Origin of the sequence: Collimonas antrihumi, from assembly GCF_018304965.1 — a bacterium.
Lineage (GTDB): Bacteria > Pseudomonadota > Gammaproteobacteria > Burkholderiales > Burkholderiaceae_D > Collimonas > Collimonas antrihumi.
On the sequence record NZ_JAGQED010000004.1, the window covers coordinates 19,135 to 35,428 of the forward strand.

General features: G+C 57.1%; 15 protein-coding genes. 9 read left to right on the forward strand and 6 right to left on the reverse strand.

From position 1 onward, the window contains the following. Window positions 1-78: 78 nt before the first annotated feature. Window positions 79-816, reverse strand: a complete 738-nt coding sequence (locus tag KHU29_RS05340; protein WP_211451653.1) for an LOG family protein — start codon at window positions 814-816, stop codon at window positions 79-81. Between KHU29_RS05340 and polA the strand changes: the two genes are divergently transcribed. Both polA and KHU29_RS05350 read left to right on the forward strand, forming a co-directional pair. Then, a complete protein-coding gene (polA, locus tag KHU29_RS05345; RefSeq protein ID WP_211451654.1) occupies window positions 817-3,597 on the forward strand; it encodes a DNA polymerase I in 2,781 nt (926 codons plus the stop codon). 77 nt (window positions 3,598-3,674) lie between these two features. Further along, the gene (locus KHU29_RS05350) at window positions 3,675-4,559 is read left to right on the forward strand and encodes a dienelactone hydrolase family protein (RefSeq protein WP_211451655.1); all 885 of its coding nucleotides are present in this window, start codon (window positions 3,675-3,677) and stop codon (window positions 4,557-4,559) included. Window positions 4,560-4,586: 27 nt separating this feature from the next. Here the strand turns inward: KHU29_RS05350 and KHU29_RS05355 are convergent, their stop codons facing one another. Beyond that, window positions 4,587-4,784 (reverse strand): hypothetical protein, encoded by a 198-nt coding sequence (locus KHU29_RS05355; RefSeq protein ID WP_211451945.1) that lies wholly within the window; start codon window positions 4,782-4,784, stop codon window positions 4,587-4,589. Here KHU29_RS05355 and KHU29_RS05360 point away from each other — a divergent pair. After that, window positions 4,711-5,454 carry a ZIP family metal transporter gene (locus KHU29_RS05360; RefSeq protein WP_343216033.1) on the forward strand — a complete coding sequence of 248 codons (744 nt, stop codon included), beginning with the start codon at window positions 4,711-4,713 and terminating at the stop codon, window positions 5,452-5,454. The two genes, KHU29_RS05355 and KHU29_RS05360, sit on opposite strands and share 74 nt — an antisense overlap. Window positions 5,455-5,587: 133 nt before the next feature. On the opposite strand, the gene KHU29_RS05365 is transcribed toward KHU29_RS05360, so the two are convergent. The 3 genes from KHU29_RS05365 to KHU29_RS05375 all read right to left on the reverse strand — a co-directional run bounded on the left by KHU29_RS05365 (window position 5,588) and on the right by KHU29_RS05375 (window position 8,762). Further along, entirely contained in the window at window positions 5,588-6,454 is an 867-nt protein-coding gene (locus tag KHU29_RS05365) for a sulfurtransferase (protein ID WP_211451656.1), read from the reverse strand. 45 nt (window positions 6,455-6,499) lie between these two features. Beyond that, window positions 6,500-7,447 carry a DMT family transporter gene (locus KHU29_RS05370; RefSeq protein WP_211451657.1) on the reverse strand — a complete coding sequence of 316 codons (948 nt, stop codon included), beginning with the start codon at window positions 7,445-7,447 and terminating at the stop codon, window positions 6,500-6,502. Window positions 7,448-7,658: 211 nt separating this feature from the next. Beyond that, window positions 7,659-8,762: an aromatic ring-hydroxylating oxygenase subunit alpha gene (locus KHU29_RS05375; protein ID WP_211451658.1), complete on the reverse strand. Its 1,104-nt coding sequence runs from the start codon at window positions 8,760-8,762 to the stop codon at window positions 7,659-7,661. Between the two features lie 243 nt (window positions 8,763-9,005). On the opposite strand from KHU29_RS05375, the gene KHU29_RS05380 reads away from it, so the two are divergent. The 4 genes from KHU29_RS05380 (at window position 9,006) to folE2 (ending at window position 13,006) form a co-directional block, all read left to right on the forward strand. Next, the gene (locus tag KHU29_RS05380) at window positions 9,006-9,272 is read left to right on the forward strand and encodes an exodeoxyribonuclease VII small subunit (RefSeq protein WP_211451909.1); all 267 of its coding nucleotides are present in this window, start codon (window positions 9,006-9,008) and stop codon (window positions 9,270-9,272) included. Next, window positions 9,269-10,204 carry a polyprenyl synthetase family protein gene (locus KHU29_RS05385; protein ID WP_343216030.1) on the forward strand — a complete coding sequence of 312 codons (936 nt, stop codon included), beginning with the start codon at window positions 9,269-9,271 and terminating at the stop codon, window positions 10,202-10,204. The genes KHU29_RS05380 and KHU29_RS05385 overlap by 4 nt, the downstream gene beginning before the upstream one ends. Window positions 10,205-10,216: 12 nt before the next feature. Then, the gene (gene dxs / locus KHU29_RS05390; protein ID WP_211451659.1) at window positions 10,217-12,088 is read left to right on the forward strand and encodes a 1-deoxy-D-xylulose-5-phosphate synthase; all 1,872 of its coding nucleotides are present in this window, start codon (window positions 10,217-10,219) and stop codon (window positions 12,086-12,088) included. Window positions 12,089-12,202: 114 nt separating this feature from the next. Next, a complete protein-coding gene (folE2, locus tag KHU29_RS05395) occupies window positions 12,203-13,006 on the forward strand; it encodes a GTP cyclohydrolase FolE2 (RefSeq protein WP_211451660.1) in 804 nt (267 codons plus the stop codon). Between the two features lie 199 nt (window positions 13,007-13,205). Here the strand turns inward: folE2 and KHU29_RS05400 are convergent, their stop codons facing one another. Then, window positions 13,206-13,763, reverse strand: coding sequence for a cob(I)yrinic acid a,c-diamide adenosyltransferase (locus KHU29_RS05400; RefSeq protein ID WP_211451661.1), 558 nt, complete (start codon window positions 13,761-13,763; stop codon window positions 13,206-13,208). Window positions 13,764-13,872: 109 nt separating this feature from the next. Between KHU29_RS05400 and KHU29_RS05405 the strand changes: the two genes are divergently transcribed. Further along, window positions 13,873-15,282: an FAD-binding oxidoreductase gene (locus tag KHU29_RS05405; RefSeq protein ID WP_211451662.1), complete on the forward strand. Its 1,410-nt coding sequence runs from the start codon at window positions 13,873-13,875 to the stop codon at window positions 15,280-15,282. 51 nt (window positions 15,283-15,333) lie between these two features. Further along, window positions 15,334-16,221 carry a LysR substrate-binding domain-containing protein gene (locus KHU29_RS05410; RefSeq protein WP_211451913.1) on the forward strand — a complete coding sequence of 296 codons (888 nt, stop codon included), beginning with the start codon at window positions 15,334-15,336 and terminating at the stop codon, window positions 16,219-16,221. The last annotated feature ends 73 nt before the right edge of the window (window positions 16,222-16,294 follow it).

The following is a 16,294-nucleotide window of genomic DNA, read 5'->3' on the forward strand; positions in this document are numbered from 1 at the left end:
CAAACCACCGGCCCCGATAGGCGATAAGGGGGCCGGTAATCTGTCTGGCGGTGCTGTTTTTGCGGGTTTGCCGCGTAACTACAACAACACGCTCGCATGACGGTCCGATTCCGCCATGACGGTTTCGCCCGCCTCGTAGAATTCCACCACTGCGGCAAGAATCTCGGCCGGATCATCCAGCACCTGGATCAGGTCCATGTCCTTGGCTGCGATCATGCCGTCGCTTACCAGCTGGGCGCGGAACCAATCCAGCAAACCGCTCCAGAAGCTGCTGCCGACCAGGATGATAGGGATGTGACGGCACTTGCCGGTCTGGATCAGCGTCAATACCTCGGTCAGCTCATCCAGCGTGCCGAAACCGCCGGGCAGCACGATGTAGGCATCGGCATAGCGTACGAAGGCTACCTTACGGGCAAAGAAATGCCGGAAGCTAAGTGAAATATCCTGCCATTTATTCCCGCTTTGCTCATGCGGCAATTCGATATTCAAGCCGACCGAAGGTGATTTGCCTTCGAAAGCACCTCTGTTGGCCGCCTCCATCAAGCCCGGACCGCCGCCTGAAATAACGGCAAAACCTTCATCGGAAAAACGTCGTGCAATATCCATGCACAGGGGGTAATAAGGATTGTCTGCCTTGATCCGCGCCGAGCCGAAGATCGAAACTGCGGGATGCAACTCTGAAAGGCGTTCGGTCGACTCGATAAATTCTGCCATAATCGTGAACATATGCCACGATTCGCGCGCCTTCTTGGAAGTTGCGCGTTCGACGTCCGTCACTTGCCGCAAACGCGGCACATTTTTTCCGTTCAATTCCATATGCAAAAAACCCTGCTGTTAGTTGATGGTTCCAGTTATCTCTATCGCGCCTTTCATGCATTGCCCGATATGCGCAATGCTGCCAATGAGCCGACCGGCGCGCTGTATGGAATCATAAATATGTTACGCCGCTTGCGTACCGATTACCCTGCAGCTTACCTTGCCTGCGTGTTCGATGCAAAAGGTAAAACATTTCGCGACGACATGTACGCCGACTATAAGGCCACCCGGGCATCGATGCCAGAGGACCTGGTTAAACAGATTACGCCAATTCACGCCGCCGTGCGCGCCATGGGCTGGCCGATCCTGATGGTCGAAGGCGTAGAGGCCGACGATGTGATCGGCACGCTCACGGTACAGGCGGTGAGCCATGGCATGCAAGCCGTGGTGTCGACCGGCGATAAAGATTTGGCGCAGCTGGTCAACGAGCATGTGACGCTGATCAACACGATGAGCAACGAGACCTTGGATCGTGCCGGCGTGATCGCAAAATTCGGCGTGCCGCCGGAGCGCATCGTCGATTACCTGACATTGATCGGCGACACCGTCGACAACATTCCCGGCGTCTCCAAAGTCGGGCCGAAGACTGCGGTTAAATGGCTGAATCAATATGACACGGTCGATCAGGTGATGGCCAATGCTGCCAATATCGGCGGCGCCGTTGGCGAGAACCTGCGGGCGGTGCTGGACTGGCTGCCCAAGGCCAAGGAACTGGTGACAGTAAAAACCGATTGCGACCTGAGCGCACACATGGGGTTGTTTCCAGAATCGCTGAAGGCGCCGGAGCAAGACAATGAGACACTGATCGAGCTGTACACGCGCTATAACTTCAAGACCTGGCTGCGCGATTTGAGCGGCGCCGGCAACGCTGCCAGCGCGTCGGATAGTGCGGGGAAAACCGTGCCGGCCGAGAGCGTCGCCGCCCACAAGCCCGGCGCCGGCGAGCCGGCTCAGAGCAGCCTGTTTGCCACGGTAGAACGGCATTACGAAACTGTGCTGACCGAAGCGCAGCTGGACGTGTGGCTGCAACGTATCGACAAGGCGGCATTGACTGCGATCGATACCGAGACTACCTCGCTGGATCCGATGACTGCCCAGCTGGTCGGGATATCGCTGTGTTGCGAGGTCGGCGTTGCCTGTTATATTCCGGTAGCCCATCGTTACCAGGATGTGCCGGCGCAATTGCCGCGTGAATTCGTACTGGAAAAAATGCGCTCTTGGCTGGAAGACGACAGCAAGCCCAAGGTCGGCCAGAACCTGAAGTACGACAGTCACATATTTGCCAACCAGGGTGTCAGCTTGCGTGGCATCGTGCACGATACTTTGCTCGAATCGTATGTGTTCGAATCGCATCGCAGCCATGATATGGACAGTCTGGCCTTGCGCCACCTGAATCACCAGACCATCACGTTCCAGGAAGTGTGCGGCAAAGGGGTTTCGCAGATCGGTTTCGACGAGGTCGAGATCGGCCGCGCTACCGAATATGCAGCCGAGGATGCCGATATCACATTGCAGTTGCATCTGACCATGTGGCCGCATATTGCCGACGATGCCAAGCTCAGGTTCATCTACGAAAAAATCGAAGTGCCGACTTCCGTCGTGCTGCAAAAGATCGAACGCAATGGCGTATTGATCGATGCCAGCCGCCTGGCTACTCAATCGAACGAATTGGGCAAGCGCATGCTGGAAATCGAACAGCAAGCCTATGAACTGGCGGGCCAGCCTTTCAACCTGAGTTCGCCCAAGCAGTTGGGCGAAATCCTGTTCGATAAACTCAAGCTGCCGGTGGTCAAGAAAACGCCATCCGGATCGCCGTCGACCGATGAAGAAGTGCTGCAGAAACTGGCGGAAGATTATCCGCTGCCGAAGGTGCTGCTAGATTACCGCAGTCTGTCCAAGCTGAAATCGACCTACACCGACAAACTGCCGAAGATGGTCAATGCGGAAACCGGCCGCGTGCATACCAACTATGCACAGGCGGTCGCCGTTACCGGACGGCTGGCGTCGAATGATCCGAATTTGCAGAATATTCCGATTCGCACTGCCGAAGGGCGCCGTATCCGCGAAGCGTTTGTAGCACCCGAAGATTGCGTGATCGTTTCTGCCGACTATTCGCAAATCGAATTGCGCATCATGGCCCACATCTCCGGCGATGAAAACATGCTGCGCGCATTTGCCGAAGGTGTGGATATTCATCGCGCCACTGCCGCCGAAATTTTCGGTGCCACAGCGGCGGAAGTCACCAGCGAGCAGCGCCGTTATGCCAAGGTGATCAACTTCGGCCTGATTTACGGCATGAGCGCGTTCGGCCTGGCCGGCAACCTCGGCATCGAGCGTGCCGCTGCGCAAATGTACATTGAAAAATATTTCATGCGCTTTGCCGGCGTCAAGCAATTCATGGACATGACGCGGGTGCAAGCCAAGGCGCAGGGTTATGTCGAGACCGTGTTCGGGCGCCGTTTGTGGCTGCCGGAAATCAATTCGCCCAATGGTCAGCGCCGCCAGGGTGCAGAGCGGGCGGCGATCAACGCGCCGATGCAGGGCACCGCCGCCGATTTGATCAAACTGTCGATGATCGCGGTGCAAAACTGGATTGAAACAGAAAAGTTAACATCCAAGATGGTGATGCAAGTGCACGATGAACTGGTGCTGGAAGTGCCGCAAGACGAACTGGCGCTGGTGCGGGAAAAACTGCCGCAGCTGATGGCTGGCGTGGCTGAACTAAAAGTGCCGCTGATTGCCGAAGTCGGAGTGGGCAAGAATTGGGATGAGGCGCATTGAGTATGATGGTGGCTGGTTTGCACTGGTGCCGGGCAATGTAAATCGATAGTTGAAGGTCAACTTTAGAGGAGAGCTTAATGTCGAATTTGAAACAGGATTTCGATAGCCTGGTGGGAAAAACCAGTTTGTCAGATGATGTTGACCGCCGTACCTTTTTGAAGGCAGCCCTGGGCACAGGGTTTGCCGCAGCAGTGATGCCGGTCACGGCGCAAACGGTGATCAAGACTGATAGCACGGGCCTCATTGCCGGTCCGCTTGAAATCCGGGCGAATGGCTTGAGCGTGCCGGCCTATCGTTCCCAGCCCGAAGGCAAAACCAATTTGCCGGTAGTGCTGGTGGTTTCGGAAATCTTCGGCGTGCATGAACACATCGCCGATATCACCCGTCGCTTCGCCAAGCTCGGCTACCTCGCGATTGCACCGGACCTCTTCGTTCGCGAAGGTAATCCTGCCGCTTTCGCATCGATTCCAGAGTTGTACAAAAACGTGACTGCAAAAGTGCCGGATGACCAGGTGCTGGGCGACCTCGATGCCTGCGTTGCCTGGGCCAAGGCAAACGGCGGCAACGTCGACAAGCTGGCGATCACCGGCTTCTGCTGGGGCGGCCGCATTACCTGGCTGTATGCCAGCCATAATCCCAAGGTAAAGGCTGCCGCAGCATGGTATGGCAGCCTGGTGGGGGATAAGAGCGAGCTGATGCCGAAGCAGCCGGTTGACATTGCATCGACCTTGAAAGTGCCGGTGCTGGGTTTATATGGCGCCAAGGACCAGGGTATTACCCAGGATCACGTGGCGCAGATGAAAGCGGCGCTCGCCAAAGGCAACAGCAAATCGGAAATCGTGGTGTATCCGAACTCCGGCCATGCGTTTAATGCCGATTATCGTCCTAGTTATGTGGAGGCGGATGCCAAGGACGGTTGGAAACGTACTCTGGCTTGGTTTAAGGCGCATGGGGTGAATTGAATCCGGATCAGGCGCGAGGCCGGGCAATTAGCAGTTAAATTTGCTGAAATGCAGCAGCTGTGTTCTAATTTGCAACCATGTTGCATTTAACTTCTGATTGCCGGAGTCAAAAATTAATTCCACACTCGTTTCAATTCTCCTGGCGACCACGATCGCCGGGCTTTTCAGCATAACCGCCGCTGCAATTTTTTCTTTCGCGCTGCTGTCGAAGATGGTCGAGCGCATGGTCAGCCTGTCGGTCGGCATCATGCTGGCGACTTCCTTGCTGCACGCGCTGCCGGAAGCGTTCGAATCGCAGGCCGACAGCCACACGCTGTTTGCGGTGTTGCTAGGCGGGTTGCTGGCTTTCTTCGTGCTGGAAAAATTTGCCATCCTGCGCCACTCGCATCATCACGAAGATGACGGCCACGGGCATCATCACGGGCATGACAAGAAAGAGGCGGGCAAAGCCGGCTGGATGATTCTGGTTGGCGACGGCTTGCACAACTTTACTGATGGTATTTTGATCGCCGCTGCCTTCCTGGCAGATCCGCATCTCGGCCTGATCACCGGCCTGGCCATCATCGTGCATGAGATTCCGCAGGAAATCGGCGATTTCATCGTGCTGCTCAACGCCGGCTTTTCGCGGACCCGGGCTTATGTGTATAACCTGATCTGCAGCCTGATGGCGGTGCTTGGCGGTTTGCTGGGTTACTTTACCCTCGAGCGCGGCATGGAGTGGATTCCTTATGTGCTGGTATTTGCCTCTTCGGGATTTATCTATATTGCCGTCAGCGACTTGATGCCGCAAATGCAGCGCCGGGCCACCATGCGTGAAACGATTCCGCAGATACTGCTGATCGGCGCCGGCGTAGCCATCGTCCTGTTCCTGACCCGCCACGCCCATCATCATTAAACAGTAGGGTGGGCACTTATGCCCACGCGTGGCCGCGATAGCCGGAGTGCGAACCTACGCGTTACCGAAACAGGCATCTGCCACGAGCGAATTCCGCGTGGGCATTCGTGCCCACCCTACGATTACGTACGGCTTATGCGCCCTTGGCCATCGGCCGCGTCGAATCGGAACACCACTCGCTCCACGATCCCGGATACAAGGCAGCGCCATGCAAGCCGGCGATTTCCAGCGCCAGCAGGTTATGACAGGCAGTAACGCCTGAACCGCACTGCATCACGGCAGTCTTCGGTTCGCTGATCAGAGCGCCGAATTCCTCATGCAGTTGATGGCCGGGTTTGAAACGGCCATCGGCCTGCAGGTTATCCTTGAAAAAACGATTCTTGGCGCCGGGAATATGGCCGCCGACCGGGTCTATCGTTTCATTTTCTCCGCGAAAACGATCCGGTGCACGCGCATCGATGATGGTGCGTCTCTGGTTGGTCAGGTTGATCAGCACGTCGTGGGCGTTGACGCTGCTGGTCAGCGGCGGCTTGGCGCTGATATTGCCGCTGGCCGGCGCCGGTTCCGCAGTCGATAAGCTTGCGCCCGCCGCTTGCCAGGCTGCCAGGCCGCCGTCTAGCACTGCTACCGAGTTGTGACCGATAGAGCGCAACAGCCACCACAAACGGGCAGCATACATGCCGCCCTGGGCGTCGTAGGCGACGACCTGAGTGTCGTCATTGATGCCCCATGCTCGCAGCGTGGCGAGCAACGCATCTTTTTCCGGCAGCGGATGGCGGCCTTTGAAGCTGCCGTCAGCTGCTTGTTTTGCGCCGGAAAGGTCGCGATCCAGATTGGCGAAGCGGGCTTCAGGAATGTGGCCGGCATCGTAAGCCGTCCTGCCGGCAGCGGCATCCGCCAGATCGTGGCGGCAGTCGACAATGACCCAGTTGGGATTTTGCGCATTCTGCAACAGATTAGAGGCAGAAATCAGCGTCGTATAAGGATGGGCGTGAGACATGGCATTCCTTCTATCTAAGTGTGTATCAGGTGATGCGGGGCAACCTCACAAGCTGCGGGTTTCGGTAGTCTGGTTGATTTTGTTATCCAGCGGATTTTCCGAATGTAACGGCTTGAGTGGACGCGCCTTCTTTTGATTATAAAACGTTGCCAGCAAACCGCCGATAAGGATTACCGCGGTCCCAAGCCAGCCACGCAAGCCAAGCTGGTCGTGCCAGATCAGAATGCCCCAGATGCTGGAAAAGACGATGCCGGTGTACTGCAGATTTGCAGTCAGCAGCGGATTGCCAAGACGGTAGGCGCGCGTCATGGCCATCTGGGCGACGGTGGCCGATAAACTCAGTGTAATCAATAAGGCCACGCCTTGCACATTATGCGCATGCCAGAATGGTATGCCGCCGCCTGGCAGCAAGGTGCTGCCAGCCAGGCCGGCGATAGCGCTGGTCGTTGAAAAATAAAAGACCACGCGATATTCCGGTTCTCCCAGCGTGCCCAGGCGCCGTACCTGGAGATACGCGACGGCCGAAATCAGACCGGATGCCAGTGCGATCATGCCGCCTATCGTCTGGTTGGTATCGAGCGAAGGTTTCATCAGCAGCATCACGCCGATGAAGCTGATCATGATGGTGGCTGCCATGCCCCATTCGAAGCGTGTATTGCCACGCCACCATGCAGTGCCGAACAAGATCGCGGCAAGCCATATCGAGGAGGTGTAGTTGAGGGTGGTGGCGGTAGCGACCGGTAGCAGGCTGAAAGAATAGAACCACATCGACAACGCAATCACGCCGATCACACCGCGCCATAAGTGCTGGCGCGGCATGGGTGTCTTCAGGGTGCCGCCCTTCAGCAGAATCAGGACGATGATGAATAACATGCCGATCAAACCGCGGCTCAGCACGACTTCAGCGATGGAATAATGATCGGAAGCAAGCTTGACGCAGACCCCCATGATCGAAAACATAAGGCTAGCGAACAACATCCAGAGTGATTGCATGGGAGGGGGCGAAGGAAGCGAAGGGAGCGTAGCCGCTATTTTGACTGATTCCGGCGGCGGTGCATGCTTACTGCGCTAAATAAAGACAAAGGGCCGGGGTTTGTGCGTTTGCGCAAACTCCAGCCCTTGTTTTCGGATCAGGTTTTCCCCGAAGGGCTCCCCGAAGGTCTCCCCCGAAGGGCTCTCCGGGTGATTGTTCTGGTCAACCCGCTCAGGTCAACCCGTTCTGACTCCGGTACCACTCGTGGAAATGCTGCATGCCGTCTTCCATCGGCGACTGGTACGGGCCGACCTCGCTGACGCCGCGCTCCATCAGGATGCGCCGTCCGGCATCCATGCGCAATGCGATTTCGTCATCTTCGACACAGGTTTCCATGTATGCGGCACGTTCCGCCTCGACCATTTCGCGCTCAAACAGCGCAATTTCCTCTGGGTAATAAAACTCGACCACATTGGTGGTTTTTTGCGGGCCGCGCGGCCACAACGTCGACACCACCAGGACATGGGGATACCACTCCACCATGATATTCGGATACAAGGTCAGCCAGATCGCGCCGAACTTCGGCGGTTCGCCATTGCTGAACTTGAGAACCTGTTCCTGCCATTTCTTGTAGGCAGGCGAGCCGGATTTCGCCAGTCCGTGATTGACGCCGACGGTTTGGACGCTGTAATCCTTGCCAAATTGCCATTCCAGGTCATCGCAGCTGACAAAACTGCCCAGGCCGGGATGAAACGGCTCGACGTGGTAATCCTCCAGGTAGACCTCGATAAAGGTTTTCCAGTTGTAGTCGCACTCGTGGACTTCGACGTGGTCGAACAGGTAGCCGCTGAAATCGAGATCCTTGGCAACGCCCAGTTGCGCCAGTTTTTCGCCGACATGGAAGGCATTTTGCTCGAATAGCAAGCCGTTCCAGTTTTGCAATGGTGTCTTGGACAAGTTCATGCATGGCGTCTCACCGAAGTGCGGTGCGCCAATCAGTTCGCCCTTGAGGTCGTAAGTCCAGCGATGCAGCGGGCAGACGATATTGCGGGCATTACCGCGACCGTCGAACATTTTTGCCTGACGATGGCGGCAGACGTTGGAAATCAGCTCAATCCCCTGGGGATTGCGCACCAGCATGCGGCCTTCGTTTTCAGAAGCAAGCGTGGCGTAATCGCCGACGTCGGGCACCATCAGCTCATGGCCGACATAACGTGGGCCATTCTGAAAGAGTTGCTGGATTTCACGCTTTAACAGCGCTTCGTCAAAGTAGACGTTGACCGGAAGTTGCGCATCGGAGCGCGCGAGCTTGGAAATAGAAGCCAGATCGGACATCCCTCCACCCCCAAATGTGTTGTATCAACCTAAGAGAGAAAGAATCCGCAAAAACCTGTGTTCAAATAATATGAAACGGAAATTTTGGACAGAACCAAGGATTATCCCATAAAAAGCTGAAAATGGGCTGTTTTACGCTGGTTATCCAGCCCTATTTTCTAAATCAACTCCTCTAAATACAACGAGTTATGGATGTTTGCTCTAAAATAGCGGACTAAACTATTTATAGCCAATATGGCCACTATGCCAAAAAATCCGATTTCCACCAGCAGCCCGGCCTCGTTTGAACAAGCAATGGCCGAGCTGGAGCAGCTGGTAGCCCAAATGGAAGCGGGCGAGTTGCCGCTGGAAGCATCAGTCGCCGCCTATAAACGCGGTTCGGAGCTGGTCAAGTTTTGCGCTTTGCAACTCGAAAAAGTCGACAGCCAGGTCAAGGTGCTGGAAGGCGACATGCTCAAGCCCTTTGCCGGTGAAGCGCTTAATGATCACAGCGGCGGAGCTGAAGAATGACTGCTGCCGCACAACTGTCTAGCCCGATTGATCAACCGGCGTCCGATTTCAGTACATGGATGCGCCAGGTACAGGCCGACATGGAGAGCGCCCTCGGGCAGTTCCTGCCGTCCGAAACCAGCACTCCGGCCAAACTCCACCAGGCCATGCGTTATGCTGTGCTGGATGGCGGCAAGCGGGTCCGGCCTTTGCTGGTGTTTGCCGCAGGGGAATTGTTTTCGACGCCGGCCGCCGTGGCGCAACGCGCAGCTGCGGCAGTCGAAATGATTCATGCGTATTCTCTGGTGCACGACGATATGCCGTGCATGGATGACGATGCCCTGCGCCGCGGCAAACCGACCGTGCATGTGAAATACGACGAAGCGACCGCGTTGCTGGTGGGCGATGCCTTGCAGGCACAGGCGTTCGTGGTGCTGGCTGAGATTGATGCCGCCGGCCTGGATGCGGAGCGCCAGATCGTCATGCTGCGCTTGCTGGCCCAGGCTTCCGGTTCGCTAGGCATGTGCGGCGGTCAGGCAATCGACCTGGCGAGCGTCGGCCTGAGTCTGTCGCTGGCTGAGCTGGAACAGATGCACAAGCTGAAAACCGGCGCCTTGCTGCGCGCTTCGGTATTGTTGGGCGCATGGGGCGGCAAGGCTCTGGCGCAGAATGAAATCCAGGCGCTGGAAGCCTACGGCACAGCGATCGGCCTGGCGTTCCAGGTGGTCGACGATATTCTGGATGCGACAGCCGATTCCGCCACGCTTGGTAAAACCGCCGGCAAGGATGCCGCGGACAACAAGCCGACTTACGTCTCGATTCTGGGTTTGCCCGAATCGCAGGCTTTGGCAGAAAAATTACGCAACGACGCCCATCAGGCGCTTGCGATCTTCGGGGATAAGGCACGCCGCCTGCGCGAGCTGGCGGATTTGATCGTGCAACGGAAAGCTTAAGGTTTAGCGCATATGGAAATACTCAACACAATCGACAGCCCGGCAGATCTGCGCAAATTGACGCGGGCACAGCTCAAGCCGCTGGCCGATGAACTGCGCGAATTCGTCATCGAGTCGGTGGCGCAGACCGGCGGCCACCTGTCGTCCAACTTGGGCACGGTCGAATTGACGATCGCCCTGCATTACGTCTTCAATACGCCAGAGGACCGGATCGTTTGGGACGTCGGTCATCAGACTTATCCGCACAAGATACTCACCGGCCGCCGCGAGCGCATGAAAACGCTGCGCCAGCTCAACGGCATCTCGGGATTCCCGCGCCGTTGCGAAAGCGAGTACGACACTTTCGGCACCGCCCATTCGTCGACCTCGATTTCGGCCGCGCTGGGGATGGCTTTGGCCGCCAAAACCAAAGGCGAGACCGATCGCCACGCGATTGCCGTGATCGGCGATGGCGCCATGACCGCCGGCATGGTATTCGAAGCGATGAATAACGCCGGCATCTATGACGACATCAACATGCTGGTGATCCTGAACGACAACGACATGTCGATCTCGCCGCCGGTAGGCGCCTTGAACCGCTATCTGGCGCGCCTGATGTCGGGCCAGTTCTATGCGCAAGCCAAGAATGTCGGCAAGTCGATCCTGCCGGCGCCGATGCGGCAACTTGCCAAGCGTTTCGAAGAACATGCCAAAGGCATGGTAGTGCCGGCCACCATGTTCGAGGAATTCGGTTTCAACTATATCGGCCCGATCGACGGCCACGACCTGGAATCGCTGATCCCGACCCTGCAAAACCTGAAGCACCTGAAGGGTCCGCAGTTCCTGCACGTGGTGACCAAGAAGGGCCAGGGCTACAAGCTGGCGGAAGCTGATCCGGTGCTGTATCACGGGCCAGGCAAGTTCAATCCGGCTGAAGGCATCAAACCGGCTGCGGTCAGCAAGATGACCTACACCCAGGTTTTCGGCGACTGGCTGTGCGACATGGCGGCGCAAGACGACAAGCTGATCGGCATCACCCCGGCGATGTCGGGCGGCTCCGGCCTGGATACCTTCGCCAAGCGCTTTCCGCAACGTTTCTACGATGTCGGCATCGCCGAGCAACATGCGGTCACCTTCGCCGCCGGCCTCGCCTGCGAAGGTTTGAAACCGGTGGTGGCGATCTACTCGACTTTCCTGCAGCGTGCCTACGATCAATTGATCCATGACGTGGCTTTGCAAAACCTGGACGTAACCTTCGCACTCGATCGTTCCGGCCTGGTTGGCGCCGATGGCGCGACCCACGCCGGCAATTACGATATGGCGTACCTGCGCTGCATTCCCAACATGGTGGTGATGGCCGCATCGGACGAAAACGAATGCCGCCAGATGCTGTCGACCGCATATCACTATAACGGTCCGGCGGCGGTGCGCTATCCGCGCGGCGCCGGCATCGGCGCTGCGATAGCGCCGGAACTGACCACCTTACCTTTGGGTAAAGGTGAAATCAAGCGTCAAGGCAAGAGCGTGGCGATCCTCGCGTTCGGCTCGATGCTGGCGCCAAGCGTGGCTGCCGGTGAGCTGCTGGATGCCACAGTCGCCAATATGCGTTTCATCAAGCCGCTGGATGTTGAACTGGTGCTGGAACTGGCAAAAACGCACGATGCGCTGGTCACGGTGGAAGAGGGTTCCATCATGGGCGGCGCAGGCTCGGCAGTGGCAGAAGCGCTGGCTGCGGCGGGATGCGTCAAGCCGCTCTTGAATTTGGGTTTGCCGGACCAATTTATCGATCATGGCGACGTCGCCTTGTTACTGGCGCAATGCGGTTTGAATGCAGAGGGTATCGCTGCTTCGATACGGCAGCGTTTCGGCAAAGATCAGCCGCGCCTGGTCGTCAATCAAAATTAATAGATTAAAAATTAATACAGTAGGGTGGGCATGTATGCCCACGCGGTAGCAGCGCAATCGGCATCCGCGTGGGCACATCGTGCCCACCCTACGTTCATTCAAAGGTAAATATCAATGAACACTCGTGACCACAATCTGACTATTCCAGACGTGCAAAGCAGCGTCGACACCCGCCATCTGGCGATTCAGCGCGTGGGCGTAAAAGGGGTACGCTACCCGGTGGTGGTGCGTACCGAGGCCGGCGCGCAGCCGACCATCGGCAGCTGGAACATGTATGTGCATCTGCCGGAGCAGCAGAAGGGCACCCACATGTCGCGCTTCATCGCGTTGCTGGAAGGATTGGAAGGGCCGCTCGACGTTGCCTCGTTTGGCGATCTGATGCGCAAGATGGTCAGCCTGCTGGATGCCGAGCGCGGCCGCATCGAGCTGACTTTCCCGTATTTCATCAACAAGACGGCGCCGGTTTCGGGTGTGCAGAGCCTGATGGATTACGAAGTGGGTTTGACCGGCGAGATCAATCATGGCGTCCTGGAAGTGACCCTGAAAGTCCTGGTGCCGGTGACCAGCCTGTGCCCTTGCTCGAAGCAGATTTCAGCCTACGGCGCGCACAACCAGCGCTCGCACATCACCGTTAATGCGGTGCTGGATGGCGAAATCCTGGTGGATGAATTGATTGCCCGTATCGAGGCGCAAGCATCGTGCGAATTGTTCGGCTTGCTGAAACGTCCGGATGAAAAATACGTTACCGAACGCGCTTACGAAAATCCGAAGTTTGTTGAAGACCTGGTCCGCGATGTGGCGGTGGCCTTGAACAATGAACCGCGCGTGCTGGCCTATGTGCTGGAAGCGGAAAACTTCGAGTCGATCCATAATCACTCGGCCTACGCATTGATCGAACACGATAAGCGCAAAAAATAGGATACAAACAAAACTGCATACGTAATTTTAATACTTTCGTTTAGGCGACCCCGTCTCGGCGACCCCGTCATTCCCGCGAACGCGGGAATCCATTTTACGCAGCAATTTGGATCCCCGCGTTCGCGGGGATGACGCAGCTGATTGCATCAAATCAGTGTCGCCGGATTACCTGGCAAGCAATAGCGGTTAAGCCAAAATTTTAAGCATCCCGCATGCGATCTTTCTGCCACAGCACATCGCTGCCGCCATCCGCCCGGTTCAGCACGCGTGACAACACGAACAGCAAATCCGACAAGCGGTTCACATACTGCCGCAACGCTTCACTCACCGTTTCGCTCTTGCCTAAGCTGACTATGCTGCGTTCCGCACGCCGGCAAACGGTGCGGCAGACGTGCGCCAGCGCTGCGGCATGGCTGCCGCCCGGCAGGATGAAATCTTTCAGGGGTGGCAAATCGGCATTGTATTTTTCCAGCAGGAGATCGAGCCGCGCCACTTGTGCGTCGCTGATCAAGGTATAGCCGGGAATGCACAGTTCGCCACCGAGGTCGAATAAATCGTGTTGTATCGACAGCAATGTTTCGCGCAGCACGGCATCCAGTTTGTCGCATAACAAAAGACCAAGCTGCGAATTGAGCTCGTCGATATCGCCGATAGCCTGGATCCTCAAGCTGTCTTTATCCGTGCGGCTGCCGTCGCCGAGGCCGGTACTACCGTTGTCGCCGGTGCGCGTTGCTATCTTTGAGAGTCGATTACCCATGATTTTCTGATTTCTTCGGTTTATTTAGCGTGGAATGCGAATGCTTGTACTTTACACCAGCACGCAGCAGTGTCGCGGAGTAAAATTCATGTGAAAAGGAGACCTTCCAATGAATCACATAACCGACCTCGCGGCCTTGAAGAAACCGCTGCCGGATGCCTTGCTCGCCACCCTCAGCACCCTGTTTGGCGAACGGTTCTCGACCACCATGGCGATGCGCGAACATCATGGCCGCGATGCCTCCTCCTATGACCCGATGCCGCCGGATGCGGTTGTGTTTGTCGAATCGACCGAAGAAGTCGCGGCGCTGGTCAAACTGTGCAGTGAATATCAGATTCCGGTAATTCCGTTCGGCAGCGGCACCTCGCTGGAAGGCCATGTGCTGGCGCTGCAAGGCGGGATTTCGATCGATTTGTCGCGCATGAACCGCCTGCTGGCGATCCATGCAGAAGATTTGACTGCAACGGTGCAAACCGGCGTCACCCGCCAACAGCTAAACCATGAAATCAAGGACAGCGGCCTGTTCTTTCCCATCGATCCCGGCGCCGATGCGTCGATCGGCGGCATGGCGGCAACCCGTGCTTCCGGCACCAACGCCGTGCGCTACGGCAGCATGCGCGAGAACACGCTGGCGCTGACGGTGGTCACCGCCGACGGCCGGATCATCAAGACCGGCACGCGCGCCAAGAAATCGGCGGCGGGTTACGACCTGACGCGTATTTTTGTCGGCAGCGAAGGCACGTTGGGCGTGATTACCGAAGTAACCGTCAAGCTCTATCCGCAACCGGAAGCCATTTCGGCAGCGGTATGCTCATTTCAAAATATCGCCGATGCGGTCAATGCCGTGATCCAGACGATTCAACTCGGCGTGCCGGTGGCAAGGGTAGAGCTGCTGGATGAAAATGGCGTCAAAGCCATCAACGCGCATTCGAAACTGGCATTGCCGGAACAACCACTGCTGCTGTTTGAATTCCATGGCAGCGAGAACGGCGTCAAGGAACAAGCAGAGATCGTGCAGGCGGTGGTGGCCGATCATCACGCCACCGGTTTCGAATGGGCGACGCGGCCCGAAGATCGTTCGCGCTTATGGACCGCGCGCCACAATGCCTATTTCGCCTTGCTGCAATTACGCCCGGGCAGCCGCGCCATTTCAACCGATTGCTGCGTGCCGATCTCGCGCCTGGCGGAATGCATCCTCGAGACCAAGGCCGATTGCGAAGCGAACGGCATGGTGTACTCGATTATCGGTCACGTCGGCGATGGCAATTTCCATGTGCAGATGCTGGTCGATCCTGACGATGCCGCCGATATCGCGCGCGCCGAGGGCGTCAACGCGCGCATGGTCAGCCGTGCCATCGGCATGGACGGTACCTGCACCGGGGAACATGGCGTCGGACTGCACAAGATCGATTTCCTGATTGAAGAGCACGGCGTCGAAGCGATAGCCACCATGCGCGCGCTGAAGCATGCTTTCGATCCCAAGAACATCATGAATCCGGGAAAGATTATCCGTTGGTGAGCCCGCTGCATTTTCTCAATTTACCCACCAGCCATGTCGAATAAAACGCACCTGGTCAACCGGCTGCCGCCGGTGCATGCCTTGTCCGCATTTGAAGCCGCCGCGCGCCATCATTCATTCGCGCTCGCGGCGGATGAGTTATGCATCACGCCGTCCGCGCTGTCGCACCGCATACGTTTGCTGGAAGATTTCGTCGGCGAGCGTCTGTTTTCGCGCGAAGGGCGCACTGTCGCCTTGTCGGAGTTCGGCCACCGCTATCTTGATGTGGTGCGTAGCGCTTTGCGCACCTTGACTGAATTCCCGCTGCCGCAGCGTAACGTGCAGGTGCAGCCAAGAGTCAAGATCACCGCGCCGCCTACTTTTGCACGCCATTTGCTGATCCCGCATTTGCACGGGTTTGCCAGCCAGCACCCGGAGATCGTGGTCGAGATATTCTTGTCGGTGCCGCTGTATGACCTGAGTTTGACCGAGAGCGATCTCGAAGTACGTTTCGGCGCCGGCAAGTACCCCAACACCACTACCGAGAAACTCTTCGAAGAGCCGACCTTTGCCGTCGCCAGCCCGGCGTATCTGAAGAAGATCGGCCCGCTCGACAAGCCCGCCGATTTGCGCAAGGCCAGCTTGTTGCGCTCGGCGCTTGAACCCTGGCAGCCGTGGTTCCAGGCAGCCGGGCTGGACTGGCCCGAGCCTTCCGCCGGCTTGCGTGCCGATGATCTGGGTTTGTTGCTGGAACTGGTGCGCCATGGCCATGGCGTAGGCTTGACCCGCAAGCATTTTGCCCAGCAAATGATCACGCAAGGGGAAGTGGTGCAATTGTTCGACATCAGCCTGACCTCGCCACCCCATGCTTATTATCTGGTGTACCAGCAAAAGCCGCAGGAGAGGCCGGAAGTGACAACCTTTATCGACTGGATGAAAGAGACTTTCAGCCGCATTTGAGCGAGGTAGCGGAATGGTGTTTGGCAGCCTGAAAACATTTCATCGGCCCGTTGCAAGCTTTTCAGCAGGAAAT

Bases quoted from the DNA above. Each gene is read 5' to 3' on its own strand.
- KHU29_RS05340 (WP_211451653.1), bottom strand. From the start codon at position 816: ATGGAATTGAACGGAAAAAATGTGCCGCGTTTGCGGCAAGTGACGGAC.
- polA (WP_211451654.1), top strand. From the start codon at position 817: ATGCAAAAAACCCTGCTGTTAGTTGATGGTTCCAGTTATCTCTATCGC.
- KHU29_RS05350 (WP_211451655.1), top strand. From the start codon at position 3,675: ATGTCGAATTTGAAACAGGATTTCGATAGCCTGGTGGGAAAAACCAGT.
- KHU29_RS05355 (WP_211451945.1), bottom strand. From the start codon at position 4,784: ATGCGCTCGACCATCTTCGACAGCAGCGCGAAAGAAAAAATTGCAGCG.
- KHU29_RS05365 (WP_211451656.1), bottom strand. From the start codon at position 6,454: ATGTCTCACGCCCATCCTTATACGACGCTGATTTCTGCCTCTAATCTG.
- KHU29_RS05370 (WP_211451657.1), bottom strand. From the start codon at position 7,447: ATGCAATCACTCTGGATGTTGTTCGCTAGCCTTATGTTTTCGATCATG.
- KHU29_RS05375 (WP_211451658.1), bottom strand. From the start codon at position 8,762: ATGTCCGATCTGGCTTCTATTTCCAAGCTCGCGCGCTCCGATGCGCAA.
- KHU29_RS05380 (WP_211451909.1), top strand. From the start codon at position 9,006: ATGCCAAAAAATCCGATTTCCACCAGCAGCCCGGCCTCGTTTGAACAA.
- KHU29_RS05385 (WP_343216030.1), top strand. From the start codon at position 9,269: ATGACTGCTGCCGCACAACTGTCTAGCCCGATTGATCAACCGGCGTCC.
- dxs (WP_211451659.1), top strand. From the start codon at position 10,217: ATGGAAATACTCAACACAATCGACAGCCCGGCAGATCTGCGCAAATTG.
- folE2 (WP_211451660.1), top strand. From the start codon at position 12,203: ATGAACACTCGTGACCACAATCTGACTATTCCAGACGTGCAAAGCAGC.
- KHU29_RS05400 (WP_211451661.1), bottom strand. From the start codon at position 13,763: ATGGGTAATCGACTCTCAAAGATAGCAACGCGCACCGGCGACAACGGT.
- KHU29_RS05405 (WP_211451662.1), top strand. From the start codon at position 13,873: ATGAATCACATAACCGACCTCGCGGCCTTGAAGAAACCGCTGCCGGAT.